A 16517-nucleotide genomic window follows, 5' to 3' on the forward strand; every position below is an offset into this window, starting at 1 on the left:
CTCTCCTTTCAGCCGCCTACTACCGGGGCGACGATATCCAGGCTATCGCCGGCGTTCAGCGATGTCTGTTCGTAGGTTGCCCGGGGAACGAAATCGCCGTTGACGGCAACGGCAAAGGTCTCGCCGCTGTAGCCCAATTTTTGCAATACTTCAGACAATGTTTGTGCACTGTCAAAGTTTTTTGTTTCGCCATTGACCAGTAGTTGCATCAGGTCACCTGTTGTGTCGCTTGAGTTAATCTGGAAATTTCAGTTTCGGTCTGGACTACCAGTGCGGGGCCCAGCAGGTAGCCGTGGCGGAAAAGGCCGTTGATTCGGATGAGGCCCGGTTCGCTTTCCACTACCGGCAGGTTGTCCATGGTTGCCGGGCGGCAGTTGACGCGGGTTTCGATGACGCGGGCCTCGGCGAATGCGGGGTGAATCGAATAGAGTGCGCTGGAGAGTTCCATGGTGGAGCGCAGGGATATGGGACTCATATCTTCGCTTTCAATTTCGGTGGCGCCGATGACGGTCTGGTTGTTGGCTCTGGGTACCGCGTAGAGTTGGTATCGGGGGTGCAGCAGGCGCACGGGGCGGTTTAGTTGCACTTCCGGGGTTTCTACGACCATGACTTCGCCGCGGACGCCGCGCAGGCGACTGATCTGATTTTTTGCACCGAGGCCGCGGGTATCGATGACCAGGTCAAAATGTTCGCTGCCGTTTTTGGTTTGGATTATTTCGGGGGTGCAATCTACCGGGGTGTTTTCGCAGATTTCGATTTTGTTTTGCTTGATCGCTTTGAGCAGCGCGGGCAGTAGTTTGCGATTGTCGATGTCGGCCTCAGAAGAGAGGTAAAGGCCTTGGTCGAAGCGGTCTAGTTCGGGCTCCAGGTTTCGTAGGGAGTTATTGTCTAGCCATTGCAGTTGGTCGCGATTCTCTGGGCCCAGTTTTGCGTTGAGTTCCTGTTGGAATTGAAGGAGTTCGTTGCGATCTTGTGGGTGGGCGATGAGGATGCTGCCCTTCTCGCGGTAATCGACGTTAGTGCCGGTGGTTTGTTCCAGTTGGCTTACCCAGCTTGGCCAGTGTTGCAGGCTTTGCATACCCAGTTGGTAGACTGGAAGTGGACAGTGGAACAGTTCCGACAGTGGAGAGATCATGCCGGCGGCAGTGTGGCAGGCGCCCGCAGGTTTTTCCAGGCTACCGGATTCGAACAGGGTTACTTGGTGGCCTTTTTCAGACAAACGCCAGGCTAGAAGGCGGCCCATTAGGCCAGCTCCTGCAATTCCAATCTTTAATTTGGCTTGTGCCACGTTTTAATTCCGGGGTTCGTGCTCGGGCAACTCGGGGCGGCAGCGCTACGGGTAAGCCTTTGCCAGACACGAGCTAGGCGCCCCCCCTCAACCCATTCATGGGGGCTCTTCTGCGAGGTCCCTCTCGCAGAAGGTCTGGCAAAGGCTTACCCGCACCACTGCCTTCGCATCAAGTTCTGCTATTTCGATCAATCTCGGAAGGAATCGCTGAAAAGCGTAGCGAGCGGGTGGCTGGTGGTGGCCGCCGGAGCGCAGTAACCGGAGCGTACTTGCAGTACGTGAGGATTACGAGCACCGCCGGACGCCGCCAGGCGCACGCGCAGTAGCTTTTCAGTGATTCCTTATCCCTTGTGGTAAATCTCTGCACCTAGTTCTTTGAACTTGATGGACATTTCTTCCATTCCTTTATTCGCTTCTGCTTCCTGTTTTGCGGCCTCTAGCTTTTTGGAATAGTCACGGACGTCCTGAGTGATTTTCATCGAGCAGAATTTCGGGCCGCACATGGAGCAGAAGTGGGCGACTTTGCCTGATTCTTTGGGCAGGGTTTCGTCGTGGTACATGCGCGCGCGTTCGGGGTCGAGGCCGAGGTTGAATTGGTCTTCCCAGCGGAATTCAAAGCGGGCCTTGGAGAGGGCGTCGTCGCGTTTGTAGGCTCTTGGGTGGCCTTTGGCGAGGTCGGCGGCATGGGCGGCGATTTTGTAGGCCATTAGGCCTTCTTTTACGTCTTCTTTATTCGGCAGGCCGAGGTGCTCTTTGGGAGTCACGTAACAGAGCATGGCGCAGCCCATGCTGCCGATCATGGCGGCACCGATGCCGGAAGTGATGTGGTCGTAGCCGGGGGCGATGTCGGTGGTCAAGGGGCCCAAGGTATAGAAGGGAGCGCCGTGACAGTGTTCGAGCTGCTCGTCCATGTTTTCTTTGATCTTGTGCATGGGCACGTGGCCGGGGCCTTCGATCATGGTCTGGACGTCGTGTTTCCAGGCGATTTCGGTGAGTTCGCCAAGGGTGCGCAGTTCGCCGAACTGGGCTTCGTCGTTGGCATCGGCGATACAGCCGGGTCGCAGGCCGTCGCCCAGTGAGAAGCTGACGTCGTAGGCTTTTAGGATTTCACAAATATCTTCGAAGTGGGTGTAGAGGAAGTTTTCTTTGTGGTGGGCGAGGCACCATTTGGCCATGATGGAGCCGCCGCGGGAGACGATGCCGGTGACGCGTTTGGCGGTCAGTGGTACGTAGCGCAGCAGTACACCTGCATGAATGGTGAAGTAGTCGACGCCCTGCTCTGCCTGTTCGATCAAGGTATCGCGGAATACGTCCCAGTTGAGGTCTTCGGCGACGCCGTTCACTTTTTCCAGGGCCTGATAAATCGGTACGGTGCCGATGGGTACCGGGCTATTGCGCAGGATCCATTCCCGGGTTTCGTGGATGTTCTGTCCGGTGGACAGATCCATGACGGTGTCACCGCCCCATTTAATGGACCAGACAAGTTTTTCCACTTCTTCTTCAATGGAAGAGGTTATCGCGGAGTTGCCGATGTTGGAGTTCACTTTACACAGGAAGTTGCGGCCGATGATCATCGGTTCCAGTTCTGTGTGGTTGATATTCGCGGGAATGATCGCACGGCCTTCGGCGACTTCGCGGCGGACGAATTCCGGGGTGATCTGCGGTGGGATATAGATACCGTCGCGGGCTTTCTGATAGTCCTTATCAGTCAGCTGCTCGGCCAGCTGTGCGCGCCCCATATTTTCGCGGATGGCGATAAATTCCATTTCCGGGGTGATGATGCCCTGGCGGGCGTAGTGCATCTGGGAAACATTTTTACCGGGCTTGGCTTTGCGCGGTGCAGGCAGGTTGTCAAACCGGATATGGTCGAGCCCCTGGTCGGCCATGCGTTTCTGGCTGTAGGCGGCCTGACGGGTGTCGAGAATTTCGGTATCGCCGCGGTCTTCGATCCACTGTTGGCGCAGTTTGGGCAGGCCTTCGCGGACGTTGGGTTTGAAGTCGGGATCGGAGTATGGGCCGGCGGTGTCGTAGACCTGCAGGGGTTCGTTGGGTTCGAATACAGGGTTGGCTTCGTCTCCACCTACCAGAGACTGGCCGAGGCAGATCTCGCGTACGCCGACCTTGACGCCTTCGCGTTCCCCCTGCAAATAGACTTTGCGAGAGTTGGGGAATTGCTGGGCGGTTAGGTTATCGAGAAATTCTTTGGCGCTTTGCTGTTGTTCGGCACGGCTTTTCTTATCCGCTTTATTGGTTGTAATTTTTGCTTCGGCGACTTGAGACATGCTGACCCCTTGCGTCCTGTTGGGACGTTCCGTGGATGGTATCCGTGAGTGGATTGCCGGGGCAGAGGGGAGAGCGGGTTTCGGACGCAGAGATTTAAAACTCAGTTTAAATCCGGATTCAAACGTGCGTACGAAATGTAGCGAATTCAGATCTTGTTCCCTACGCGGGGGTTACCCCGATCAGGTTCAACGGATCTCGCAACAGCGATCTCAGCCCTAAGGCACTCCGACAAGTTGGAGCCGAGTATAGAGGTAATTTGAGAGGAAGGACAAGTCTTTGGGGCTTGTCTTTGAATTCGAGGGTTTGGTTTTGCGCCGCTCGAGTTGTGCGCTCCGGAGGTTCTTTGAGCTTCGTAGCTCACCCGCTGGCGGTGCCGCCACCAGGTATTGGCTCGCAAGACACGCCGTAAACCCATCCATGGGGGCTCTTCCACGAGGCCCCTCTCGCGGAAGGTCTTGCGAGCCAATACCCGACGTCGACACCTTCGATTTAGACCGCTGACTTCGGAATGATTAGATCACCAATGTTTTCTGGTAGCTCATTTCTCGGATGGCGTAACTCACACCTTCTCTGCCCACGCCACTTTCTTTTACGCCACCGAATGGAAAGTGTTCAGCGCGGAAGCCGGGGCCATCGTTGACGGCGAGTAGGCCTACGTCCAGCTGGTTGTAGAGGCGTTTGGCTAGGGCGAGGTTTTGGGTGAATACACCGGCCTGCAGGCCAAATGGAGAGCTGTTGATCAGCGAGATCAGCTCCGCTTCATCGTCAAATTTCCGCAGCGGCACTACCGGACCGAAGGTTTCTTCCGCAACCAGTTCGGCGTCGTCGGGGACGTTGTCGAGGATGGTTGGCCAGAGGATATTGCCTTCGCGCTTGTGGCCATAAAGTACCCGTGCGCCTGCTTTCACTGCGGATTCGATGCGTGCTTCCACTTCGTCGGCAGCGGCGGTGTGAATCAGTGGGCCAATAAATGTGTCGTCCTGCATTGGATCGCCGACGTTGAGATTGGAGGTGGCGATAATGAGTTTGTTGCTGAAGGAGTCAAATACGTCGCTGTGCACGAACAGCCGTTTGGCGGCGGTGCAGCGCTGACCGGCGGTGGCGAAGCGTTGATTGATGGTGGCGTTGACTGCGGCGTCGAGGTCGGCGCCGGGCATGACGATCAATGGGTCGTTGCCGCCGAGTTCAAACAACATTTTTTTGTAACCGGCGTTCTTCGCGATGGCATCGGCTGCGGCGGTGCCGCCGGTGAAGTTGATGGCCTGGATCTCCCGGTGAGAGACCGCGTAACTGGTCGCCTCGATATCCGGAATCAGCATCTGCAGTACAGATTTTTCCATGCCGGCGGCATAGCAGAGTTCAACCAGCAGTTCCGCAGAGCGTTTGTTTTGCGGGCCGGGCTTGAACAGGATGGTGTTGCCGGCGGCGAAGGCCGGGCCGATTTTATGCACGGCAATGTTGATCGGAAAATTGAACGGGGTAATACACAGTACGGTGCCGAGTGGCTTCCACAGTACCACGCCGATTTTTTCGCGCATGGGCGGGAAGGCGTCGGAGTCAAGGGCTTCACCGTTGATGTTGCGGGCTTCCATGGCACTGGACAGGGCCGTGTTGTAGGCGCGGTCGATTTCGATACGGCTGTCACCGATGGTTTTGCCGGTTTCTTCGCATATCAGGCGTGCCAGATCTTCTTTGCGCTCCAGAATCAGTTGGGCAAGTTTCAAAAGGATATTGGAGCGTTCAAACGCCGGGGTGGCCTGCTGGATTTTGCGGCCAGCAACCAGGGATTGAATAGCCTCTTCCACCTGCTCTTTGCTGTGAAAATCGTAGGCTTCGATCTGCTCGCCGCTGTACGGGTTGATAATCTGATAGTCGGCCATGGTGTTTACCTACTTTTGTTCGTCCTAAATCGCCGGGGCAACCAGCTGATAAATAATACGTGCGCCGGCGATCAGCAGTGCCGCGCGCATAAGATTGAAAAAGACTTCGCTGTTAATCCGGTTCAACAGTGCGATACCGACCCGAGTGCCGATCACCGCGGCAATGGTCAGCAGAAGAATCAGTCCTAGATGTTCGGAAAATGCAAAACCGAGATAAATAAATGCGGGCACCTTGAGCGCGTGGCACCAGGCCTGCATCACCGATTTGTTCGCCACGATTTCCTTCGGCGTCATATCTTTACGCACAAAGAACGCGGCCAATAGCGGGTCTACCGCGCCGGCCACAATACCCAGAGTGCCGGTGGCGATGCCTACCCAGAAAAAATTGCGCGGTTTCAAACGGATTTCTGGCAATTTTTTCGGTTTGAACACCGTGTAGAAAATCAAAACCGCCAGCAGCACCAGCGGCAGTTGTTGCCAGTCGAGATTCGCCAGCCCCAGGGTCATGGCCGCGGAGCCCAGGGTACAGCCGATAAAGAACGAAATGCACTGGTCCCAGCGGATATGCTCGCGCACATAGACCACACGCGCGAGGTTGTTCATCAGTTGGACCGCACCGTGGATCGGTACCAGGGCGCGCAGGGGGATCACCACATTGAGCGCGGCGAACATAAGGATACCGCCGGCACCGCCGGTCACCGCGGAGATAAACGCACTGACCACGCAGACAAGCAGCAGTAACCCGAGGGCAAGGCCGGGGCTCTGGTCTGGCATCAGGCTTAACAGCGAACCCAACTCCGCCAAGGACTACCCCCACGCTTTGAACAGTGATTATTATCGCGCCGATCCCGAGTACTTACGGGTGAAACTCGCAGTGATTCGATCGGTTTTTGAGCGATGGCCAGTCTAGCCGTAAGGACAGCTTCAAACCCAGTAGTCCCGGGCCTGAAGCTGGTTATTTGAGGACGAGAAAGAATGCACGAACATAAAAAAACCGGCACAGACGCCGGTTTTTTATGTCCTGAAGAAGTGTTGGCTTCAGCCTACGACGTTACCGTAGCTCATCAGACGCTGGTAGCGCTTCTCCAGCAACTCATCCAGAGGAATCGCGGTCAGCTTATCCAGCTGTTCAGACAGGCGATCACGCAGGCGCGCCGCCATCAGATCCGGATCGCGGTGTGCACCACCCAGCGGCTCAGGCAGCGTCTCGTCCACAATACCCAGCTCTTCCAGCACACTGGAAGTCACCCCCATGGCCTCGGCTGCCAGCGGCGCCTTCTCCACGGTCTTCCAGATAATGTTCGCGCAACCTTCCGGCGAAATCACAAAGTACGTGGAGTACTGCAACATATTCAGCTGGTCACCCACACCAATGGCGAGCGCGCCACCGGAAGACCCCTCGCCAATCACCGTACAGATAATCGGCGTACGCAGACGGGACATCACCGCCAGGTTCTTGGCAATCGCCTCGGAAATACCGCGCTCCTCACTGTCGATACCCGGATAGGCCCCGGGGGTGTCGATCAGTGTCAGGACTGGCATCTTGAAGCGCTCCGCCATCTCCATAATGCGCTGCGCCTTGCGGTAGCCTTCCGGCTTCGGCATACCAAAGTTGCGCTTCACCTTCTCGTTGACACTGCGGCCCTTCTCCTCACCAATCACCGCCACCGGGCGGCCTTCCAGGCGACCGATACCGGCGATGATCGCCTTGTCGTCACCGAAGTGACGATCGCCGTGCAGCTCGTCCCAATCGGTGAAAATGCGCTCGATATAGTCCTTGGCGTAGGGACGCTGCGGGTGGCGGGCCACCTGCACGATCTGCCAGGGAGAGAGGTCGGAATACAGGGACTCGGTGAGCTTCTCGCTCTTTTCCCGCAGTCGGGTGATCTCTTCAGCGATGTTCAGGTCGTTGTCATCCCCGACGTGCTGAAGCTCCTTGATCTTGCTTTCCAGTTCCGCAATCGGCTGTTCAAACTCGAGAAAACTGAAGTTCATTTAATTCGCGCCTTGATAATTCTGTGGGCCTGCCAAATGTTGGAAAATGCGACCAAACTACCCCGAACGGTCGCAAACAGGCCTCGTCTACTGAAAATGGCGGCTAGCTTACCGGGATAGGACCACTCAGTCGAGTGCATGCGTTCACTTGACTAAATTCCGACAGTACAGAAAGCCTGAATCGGAAGACTGGTCGCGCAATACAAATCGCTTGGCGTAGCCTCGAGCGAAGGTGGCGATGCCGGGTGCGGTCTTGCGAGACCTTCACCGCCAAGGATGGCGGTGCAGAGCCCCCAGGGATGGGTGGACGGCGTGTCTCGCAAGACCGCACCCGGCAGCGCCACCGCCACCGAATGGCTCAAGTGAAAAATTACTGCCGTTGATTGTAGTTGAGCTGTACCCGCTCCCGGCCGATCACCTCCCGCAGGGACTGGATCAGCTGGTCATTTGGCTCCACTTTCCACTCATCCGCCAGGCGGAAGGTACCGCGCGCGTCGCTGCGCTCCACTTCCACCAGCACCGGGCAGGAGCCGCCCACATAGGGACGCAGGCAGGCGCTCAAACGCTGCCCCATCTTCGGTAATGCCTGAGCACTATCGATCTTGAGGGTCACCCCGATCACACTGCCACTGCGCAAATCGTCCAGCGTCGACACACTATTCACGCTCATCTTCAGGCCGCCGCTGTAATCGTCGTGGGAGATAGACCCCTCCAGCACCAGCAGCGCATCCTTCACCAGCTTCTCCCGGTGTTCCCCGAACGCCTCACTGAATACCGCCGCCTCGATCCGCGCACTGCGGTCATCCAGAGTCACAATCGCCATGGAATCACCGCGCTTGGTCTTCATCACCCGCATACCCACACACAGGCCCGCCACCTTCTGGTTTTCACGGCCCGGCTTCAGGTCCGCGATGCGCGCCTTCACCAGATGCTTCAGCTCATCTTCGTACTCGTCAATAGGGTGGCCTGTCAGGTACAGACCGAGGGTGTTCTTCTCGCCTTCGAGACGCTCGCGAATACTCCACGGACGCGCACTGCGGAAATCCTCGTACACATCCCCGTCGGACGCGGAGCGTACCACCTCGCCGAACAGATCCATCATACCGGCGCTATCGTTCTTGCTCTGCTGCTCGGCGGACTTCACCGCCTCATCCAGCGCGTTGAACAGCACCGCGCGCGAGTAATCCAGGCCATCGGCGCTGTTGGTATCCGGGCCGATACTGTCCAGGGCGCCGGAACGCACCAGCGCTTCCAGCGCGCGCTTGTTCACCTTGCGCGGGTCAATGCGGGAACAGAAGTCGAACAGATCGGTGAAAGGTCCATTCTGTTCGCGCTCGGCAATAATGTTGTCGATGGGGCCTTCCCCCAGCCCCTTGATCGCACCCAGACCGTAGATGATGCGGTTGTCCACATCCACCGAGAACTGATAAGTACCCAGATTTACATCCGGCGGTACCAGGTCCAGTTTCATGGCCCGGCACTCTTCGATAAAGGTCACCACCTTATCGGTTTTGTCCATATCCGAAGACATGGTGGCGGCCATAAACTGCGCCGGGTAATGGGCCTTCAGCCAGGCGGTCTGGTAGGACACCAGTGCATAAGCGGCGGAGTGAGATTTGTTAAAGCCGTAACCGGCAAACTTTTCCACCAGATCGAAGATCTTGATCGCGAGCTCCGGGTCGACTCCCTGCTCCTTCGCACCCTGCTCGAAAGTGGCGCGTTGCTTGGCCATCTCCTCCGGTTTTTTCTTACCCATGGCCCGGCGCAACATGTCTGCGCCACCGAGGGTGTAACCAGCGAGCTCCTGGGCAATCTGCATCACCTGTTCCTGGTAGACGATTACCCCGTAGGTAGGCTCCAGAATGGGTTTCAGTTTTTCGTGCTGGTATTTGGCATCCGGGTAGGCGACCTGCGCACGACCGTGCTTCCGGTTGATAAAGTCGTCCACCATGCCCGACTGCAGCGGGCCCGGACGGAACAGGGCCACCAGGGCGATCATATCCTCGAGGTTATCCGGCTGCAGGCGCTTGATCAGGTCCTTCATACCGCGAGATTCCAGCTGGAATACCGCGGTGGTCTCGGCGCGCTTGATCATGGCGTAGGTTTCGGGGTCGTCGAGAGGCAGCGCCTCGATCACCAGGGGCTCTTTGCCCTCCCGTGCGCGCTGCTCGTCCACCATCGCCTTGGCCCAGTCGATGATGGTCAGGGTCCGCAGCCCCAGGAAGTCGAACTTCACCAGGCCCGCGTCTTCCACATCGTTCTTGTCGAACTGGGTCACCAGGCCTGCACCGGTCTCGTCACAGTAGAGCGGCGCGAAGTCGGTGAGCTTTGTGGGAGCGATAACCACACCACCGGCGTGCTTACCCACGTTCCGCGCCACGCCTTCCAGCTGCAGCGCCATTTCCCAGATTTCCTGACCTTCCTCATCATTCTCGAGGAACTCCCGCAGCACCTCTTCCTGCTCAAACGCCTTGGCCAGGGTCATGCCCGGGTCCGCCGGGATCATTTTCGAGAGTTTGTCTGCAAGTCCGTAAGACTTGCCCTGCACCCGCGCCACATCCCGCACTACCGCCTTCGCGGCCATGGTACCGAAGGTGATAATCTGACTCACTGCATCACGGCCGTAGTGATCGGCCACGTAGTTAATGACCTGATCGCGCTTTTCCATACAGAAGTCGACGTCGAAGTCGGGCATGGAAACCCGTTCCGGGTTCAGGAACCGTTCGAACAGCAGGTCGTACTGCAGAGGGTCAAGATCGGTAATTTTCTGCGAGTAGGCAATCAACGAGCCCGCACCGGAACCCCGCCCCGGCCCCACCGGAATATTGTGATCCTTGGCCCACTGGATAAAGTCCATAACAATCAGGAAGTACCCGGGGAACCCCATCTGGATAACAATATCCAGCTCAAAGCGCAGGCGGTCCTCGTAAACCTTTTTACGCGCCTCGTAGTCCGGCGCATTTTTGTCGAGGATGAATTCCAGACGTTCGTACAGTCCGTCGAACGAGACTTTTTCAAAGAATTCGTTTTCCGTCATTCCCTCGGGGATGGGGAATTGCGGCAGGAAGTATTTCCCCAGCTGAATCGGCGCAGAACAACGACGCGCGATTTCCACCGTATTCTCTAACGCTTCCGGAATATCCTTGAACAGCGCCAGCATCTCTTCCGGGGTGCGCAGGTACTGTTCAGATGAATAGCGGCGCTCGCGACGCGGATCATCCAACGCCCGGCCCTCCCGGATACACACCCGAACCTCGTGCGCCTCAAACTCGCTGTCTTCAATAAAGCGTACATCGTTCGTGGCGACGACCGGCAGATTCAGCCTGCCCGCCAGACCCACTGCCGCGTGCAGATATTCTTCATCACCCGGGCGACCGGTACGTTGCAGTTCAAGGTAGTAGCGGCCCGGGAAAATTCGCTCCCACTCCTGCGCCAGAGATTCCGCCTGTGCATTCCGCCCGGCAATCAGCGCCCGGCCAACATCACCGTACTTGGCCCCGGAAAGCATCAACACACCGTCCGATGCCTGCTCGATCCACTCCCGCTCCACAAACGCATGCCCGTGGTACTGCCCTTCCATCCAGGCGCGGGAAATCAGCTCGGTAATATTGCGGTAACCGGTGGTATTCATCGCATACAGCGTCAGCAGCGTAGGCTGCTCTTCCCCACCCTCCTTCAACCAGAAATCGGCCCCGGTAATCGGCTTCACCCCGGCGCCCATACAGCCCCGATAAAACTTCACCTGGCCGTAGAAATTCGTCTGGTCCGTAATCGCCACCGCCGGCATTTCCAGCTCGGCAACACGACCCACCAACGGCTTGATACGTACCAGGCCGTCGATCAGGGAGTATTCAGTGTGGATTCTTAAATGTACGAAGGGTTGGGTCATATTCTGTTCTATTTAATTTTGGCCCGGAGGTATTTTTAGCTCTGTTCCGGGAACGCACCGAGGGGCGGTAAGCCCTTCCGGGACACGAGCTAGGCGCCCCCCGTGAATACATCCATGTAGCTCTGCTCCGACATCCATGTCGGAGAAGGTCCCGGAAGGGCTTACCGCCCCTCGGTGCTTAGTGCAATTCTGGTAATTCGTTACTTCGTAAGCCCGAGAAATCTTATGCGCGTTTTTACTGACAAAGTAGTGCGGCCGAATGCGCAGGTGGAGTGCCGGGTGAAGGTTTTCAGGAGCGTCGCAAACAGGATGTTTGCGCCGCAGCGCCCAGGGATGGGTTCACAGCGGTCCTGAAAACCTTCACCCGGCGCTCCACCGCCACAGAAACAAATTCAGTCGGACCACCAAACCCGCTTCAGAGCAACAGCCCGCTCATGGCACAGACTCAATACATGCTTTTTCTGAGCGTTAGACATCCGTCCCCACTGACTGATCTCAGCCCCGGAACGAAAACACCCCTCACAGATATCGTCACGATTCAACGCACAAACGGAAACACAAGGCGACTTCACCGGAAACTCAAACGCAGCCTCCGGCTCTTTGTCCTTCACCTTGCTCCAGTCACTCTCGGTCACTACTTACCGCCTGAGGCATATCCACCTCCACCAACTCGTCTGCAAACCGCCGACCGTTGGCCACATAAATCTCACTGCTCGCCTTCAGCAACTCAAACGTCGCCTCATCCAGCGTCTTCACCACCTTACCCGGGCTCCCCAGCACCAGCGAAAAATCCGGAACCTCCGCATTCTCCGTCACCAGCGCATTCGCCCCGATAATGCAGCAGCGGCCAATCTTGGCCCCGTTCAGGACCACCGCATTCATCCCCACCAGCGAATACTCACCGATCTGGCAGCCGTGCAGCGTCACCTTGTGCCCCACCGTCACCCCGGTGCCCACCGTCAGTGGCACACCCGGGTCCGTATGCAACACAGAACCGTCCTGGATATTCGCCCGCTCACCAATAGTGATGAGGTCATTGTCCCCGCGAATCACCGCGTTGAACCACACCGAACTGTGAGGCTGCATCAGCACATTGCCGATCACCCGGGCGCCGGGCGCAATGTAGTGGCCCTCGCCTTCAAGGGTCGGCTGCTTATCGCCCAACCTGTACAGCATTTGATCTCCGGGAAACATTTAGTGGTGGTGGAATTCAGCCGGGCATTATCCCGCCCAGGGCTCCCGATTGCCACCCTGGAACAGCTGTGACTCACCGGACAGGCTGGCCGATTAACACGCCTTCCAACGCCAGCAAACGCGCCTTCATCTCCAGCCCGCCCGCATAGCCCGTCAGCCTACCGTCTGCGCCAATTACCCGGTGGCAGGGCACCACGATGGACAGTGGATTGGCCCCGTTGGCCCGCGCCACCGCGCGCACCGCTTTCGGATTGCCGATGGCCTCCGCCAGCTCCCGGTAACTGCGGGTTTCACCAAAGGGAATGGCACACAGCGCCTTCCACACCGATTGCTGAAACGGCGTGCCGGTAGCATCCATCGGCAGCTCAAATGACTGGATCTCACCACCAAAATAGGCCTCCAGCTGCTCTGCCGCTGTGTCTGTCAGCTCGGTGGCGCCACGCAGCCAGTCTTCCTTTACCGGCAGCGGCCGCTTGCCCGCCTGCAGGTCGATCCCCACAAGCCCCGATTCACTGGCGGCGATACCGAGTTCACCAAATGCACTGGGGTAAATTTCATAGTGGATCATTTGGGCAACCTCTTCTTGGGCTTGGATTTGGAATTGGGTTTAGGTGTGGTTTTGAGGGACTGCCACAGTAAAAGAGCGGCGTAGGCCCGCCAGGGGCGCCAGGATTCTGCACGGGCCAGAGCCTGTTTCGGGGTTGCCTTGCGCTCACCATCGCCGAGGACGATCAGGATTCCCAGGTCTGAGGCCGGAAAGGCATCCGGCATGGAGAGACCGCGCATGGCGGTGTAATGGGCGGTCCAGTCGCCAATACCGGGAAGAGCGGTCATTTGAACGCAAAAGCTCTCGAGATCCGCCGCATTGAAGTCGATATCGCCATTGAGTGTGGCCGCAACAAACGTCTGCAGGGTCTTTGCGCGGGTGCGGGTAACACCAATGTCAGAGAAGTCCGCATCGCGCAGCTGCTCCGCGGTGGGAAACAACAGCAGCGACTCGCCTTCTGGCCCGGTAAACGTCTCGCCGTAACGGCTCGCGACCCGTCCGGCAATGGTGGTGGCCGCAGCCACCGAAATCTGCTGACCGAGGATCGCGCGCAATGTGTATTCGAACGGATCCCAGGCACCGGGCAAGCGCACGCCGGGAGCCCCCTTCAGCACTTGCTTCAGAAGCGGATCCGTTTGCAAATGGCCGCGAATTTCATCACTGTCCGTATCCAGGTCAAACAGGCGACGCAGCTTCTCCCGCAGCGGATAAAGTACCGCTCCACAACCATCGCCGTAAACGCTGACCCGCAAGCGCTCCTTGTCGGGTTCGTGGGCCACCCGCAGCAACCCGCGCTGGCCGAGCAATTCGAAACTGCGCAGGTATTCCCCCTGTTCAGGATCATCACCGGCATCGACCTGCTCCACGCCCGGCAGGGTGCGCGCGGCGAAGAACGCCAGCAGCGCCGGCCAGTCGAACGGCGGCCGATAGCTCAGGTATATCCGGATGGGTTTTACACCGCGATCATTGGGCTGCGCTGACACCGACTCGCGGCGAACTTCACTAGGTGTTCGCTGATAAATTCCCTTAAAAACCCCGTTGAATCGACGCAGGCTATTAAAGCCCGCGGCGAACGCGATATCCCCCACCGGCAGACTGGTATCCCGCAGCAGGCTGAATGCGAATAGCGCCCGCTCCGTCTGCCAAACCTGCAACGGACTCAGGCCGATATGCTCTGCAAACAGTTTGCGTAGATAACGACTAGTGATACCGAGGCGCTCCGCCAGCTGCTCGATGGATTGAGCTTCCCGCTCCGCGCGCATCAGGTTTACCGCGCGCTGCACGGTGGTGGATACCAGGCCCCAGGCCGGGCTGCCGGGAGCAGCATCGGGCCGGCAGCGCAGGCAAGGCCGATAACCCGCTGCGGCGGCTTCTGCGGCGGTAAGGAAGTACTCGACGTTCTTCTCCAGCGGCGGACGCGCCGGGCAAATGGGTCGGCAGAAGATGCCCGTGGTTTTCACCGCGGTGTAGAAGCGGCCATCAAACCGCTTGTCGCGGGCGAGACGGGCAGAGTGGCAGATACCGGGGTCAGGTTTCACGTTCAGTTGATCTGTAGCTTGTACTGCCTCCAGTGTACGGACCGGATAACCCCCAAACTAGTCATATTCGGAACTGGCTGGCTATTCGCCCCCGAGGAACGAAAAAGCGGGCCATGAGGGCCCGCTCTGGAAAAGTTAGGATCGTACGATTATTGAATACCCAGCACTTCCTTACCCTGGATGAACGTCACATCCACCGGGATATTGGCATCTTTCAGTCGATCCAGATCCGCCTGAAGTTCCGCGCCAACCACGCCCATATTGTCGAGCAGGTCTTTCGACTTCTTATAGTCCCCATTGCCCTGGATGGTCAGGATCAGGTTCGACAGTTTGGTCATCGCCGCCTGCATTTTGTCGAAATCGACACTGTACTGGCCAGTGGCTTCGTCGCGGGTGAAGGCACCTTCCTGCTTGAAGAAATTGAAGCGCATCATATTCGCCTTGCCGTGGGCACTGGCGGCACCGAAACGGACACTGCGGAAAATACCGGCGAGGAAGGTGACATAGTTGTCCATCAGCTCGCCTTCTTCAATTTCACCCTTTTCGTGCAACTTGGTGATCATGTACAGACCGAGAATGTCCGCCTTGCCCTCTTCCAGTGCGGAGGAGGTTTCTTTCAGAGCCTGACGCACATTGGCGCCGTCGGTGACGGTTTTCTTGATCCCGAGACCGTGGGCCACTTCATGGAACATGGTGTTGCCGAAGAACGCATCGAAGGTGATGTGCTTGCGCTGATCCTCGGCAATCAGCACGCCGCTGATAGGCAGCAGTATCTGGTCGAACTTCGCGCGCATAGCGTTTTTCAGCTGCAGGCGGCGGGTGCCCTTCTTCAGCTGCACTTCTTCGTCGTTCGGCAGGTTGATGGCGATGGTTTTCGAGCCTGCGTTGCTGTGGCCCGCGTAGTAGAGCACGTCGTAGGCATTCAGGTCGGAATCGGTTCCCGGGGTTTCCGCCTTGTACTTGTCATCTACCGGCAGGCCGCGCTGCAGCTCCGGAAGGAAGGCGGCGAACTTGGACAGTTTTTCGCTCCACGCCATGTCTTTCAACAGCACGTAGGACTCATAGGCGGTGCGGTAGGCGAACAGCTGGTCTTCGTAATTTTCGATAGGGCCGATCACCACGTCGATTCGGTTGTCCTTCATGTCCATCCACGCCATATCGCTATCGCGGAACTGGTCGTTCAGCAGGGCGTCGGCGCGCAATTTCAGATAAGCCGCGAATTCCTGATCTTCCGCCAGCTCCGCGGCCTCACGCAGCAGCGCTGAGGCTTTTTCCAGCTCCGCTTTGTAGGCCTCGCTGTAAGGCACCAGTTCAAGATCGCCGTTGCTATCGCGGCGCACCAGGGAATACAGACCTTCTTTACCCGGCTGTTTCCAGGCTTCAAATTCCTGCTTGGTCATGTCTTCCGGGTAGAACTCGGCACCCAGCGGCTTGTCGCCGTAGCCCTCGATAAATGGTTTGTTGTCGTTCAGTCGATCCCAGGGACCGTAGTTGATATCCGCAAACTTGCGTGCGGCACTGTCATCGATGCCACTCAGCAGCTCCTGCGCGGGACCGTAGGACTGCAGCCAGAACAACTGATCCATGATTTTACTGGCGTCAATCAGCTTACCGATCATCTGGCACTGGTTTTCAGACAGCGACGAGAGATCCGCATTCAATTCCACCGGCGCGTAGATATCGAAGCGCGCCGGGTCCACACCTTTTGCGATGCCGCCAGCCTGGGGGCCAGTGGCCGGTTGTGCATTTTTTTGCTCGGCCTCGGGCCCTGATTGCGCCGTCGTTTCTACGGGCGCAGCAGATTCCGGTGTGGCGACGGATTTTTCATCAGAAGAGCAGCCGGTAACAATGGCAATTGCCAAGGCCGATGCAGCAAAGAGTGCAGATTTCATTCAGGTTCCTG

General features: G+C 57.7%; 12 protein-coding genes and 1 riboswitch. All 12 genes read right to left on the minus strand.

Annotated elements, in window-relative coordinates; translation table 11 throughout:
• Positions 1 to 8: 8 nt before the first annotated feature.
• The 12 genes from thiS to AU11_RS06115 all read right to left on the minus strand — a co-directional run bounded on the left by thiS (position 9) and on the right by AU11_RS06115 (position 16506).
• Entirely contained in the window at positions 9 to 209 is a 201-nt protein-coding gene (gene thiS, locus AU11_RS06060; protein ID WP_043317190.1) for a sulfur carrier protein ThiS, read from the minus strand.
• Entirely contained in the window at positions 209 to 1288 is a 1080-nt protein-coding gene (gene thiO, locus AU11_RS06065; RefSeq protein WP_043317191.1) for a glycine oxidase ThiO, read from the minus strand. Before thiO ends, thiS begins: the two co-directional genes overlap by 1 nt.
• Positions 1289 to 1629: 341 nt before the next feature.
• Complete coding sequence (thiC, locus tag AU11_RS06070) at positions 1630 to 3570, minus strand: phosphomethylpyrimidine synthase ThiC (RefSeq protein WP_043317192.1); 1941 nt, start codon at positions 3568 to 3570, stop codon at positions 1630 to 1632.
• A 140-nt stretch (positions 3571 to 3710) separates the two neighbouring features.
• Positions 3711 to 3809, minus strand: a riboswitch (TPP riboswitch).
• A gap of 274 nt (positions 3810 to 4083) precedes the next feature.
• Complete coding sequence (locus AU11_RS06075; RefSeq protein WP_043317194.1) at positions 4084 to 5451, minus strand: aldehyde dehydrogenase family protein; 1368 nt, start codon at positions 5449 to 5451, stop codon at positions 4084 to 4086.
• 24 nt (positions 5452 to 5475) lie between these two features.
• On the minus strand, positions 5476 to 6255 hold the full coding sequence (locus tag AU11_RS06080; protein ID WP_156035165.1) for a sulfite exporter TauE/SafE family protein: 780 nt from the start codon (positions 6253 to 6255) through the stop codon (positions 5476 to 5478).
• A 234-nt stretch (positions 6256 to 6489) separates the two neighbouring features.
• On the minus strand, positions 6490 to 7446 hold the full coding sequence (locus AU11_RS06085) for an acetyl-CoA carboxylase carboxyltransferase subunit alpha (RefSeq protein ID WP_043317197.1): 957 nt from the start codon (positions 7444 to 7446) through the stop codon (positions 6490 to 6492).
• A gap of 370 nt (positions 7447 to 7816) precedes the next feature.
• Complete coding sequence (dnaE, locus tag AU11_RS06090; protein WP_043317199.1) at positions 7817 to 11335, minus strand: DNA polymerase III subunit alpha; 3519 nt, start codon at positions 11333 to 11335, stop codon at positions 7817 to 7819.
• Between the two features lie 392 nt (positions 11336 to 11727).
• Complete coding sequence (locus tag AU11_RS06095) at positions 11728 to 11970, minus strand: DUF1289 domain-containing protein (RefSeq protein ID WP_051686999.1); 243 nt, start codon at positions 11968 to 11970, stop codon at positions 11728 to 11730.
• Positions 11957 to 12511 (minus strand): gamma carbonic anhydrase family protein, encoded by a 555-nt coding sequence (locus tag AU11_RS06100; protein WP_043317201.1) that lies wholly within the window; start codon positions 12509 to 12511, stop codon positions 11957 to 11959. Before AU11_RS06100 ends, AU11_RS06095 begins: the two co-directional genes overlap by 14 nt.
• Before the next feature lie 91 nt (positions 12512 to 12602).
• On the minus strand, positions 12603 to 13097 hold the full coding sequence (locus tag AU11_RS06105) for a methylated-DNA--[protein]-cysteine S-methyltransferase (protein WP_043317203.1): 495 nt from the start codon (positions 13095 to 13097) through the stop codon (positions 12603 to 12605).
• Positions 13094 to 14614: a DNA-3-methyladenine glycosylase 2 gene (locus AU11_RS06110; RefSeq protein WP_043317205.1), complete on the minus strand. Its 1521-nt coding sequence runs from the start codon at positions 14612 to 14614 to the stop codon at positions 13094 to 13096. Before AU11_RS06110 ends, AU11_RS06105 begins: the two co-directional genes overlap by 4 nt.
• 149 nt (positions 14615 to 14763) lie before the next feature.
• Complete coding sequence (locus AU11_RS06115) at positions 14764 to 16506, minus strand: Zn-dependent hydrolase (RefSeq protein WP_043317206.1); 1743 nt, start codon at positions 16504 to 16506, stop codon at positions 14764 to 14766.
• Positions 16507 to 16517: the final 11 nt, after the last annotated feature.

Origin of the sequence: Microbulbifer sp. HZ11 (assembly GCF_000708675.1) — a bacterium.
Classification (GTDB): domain Bacteria; phylum Pseudomonadota; class Gammaproteobacteria; order Pseudomonadales; family Cellvibrionaceae; genus Microbulbifer.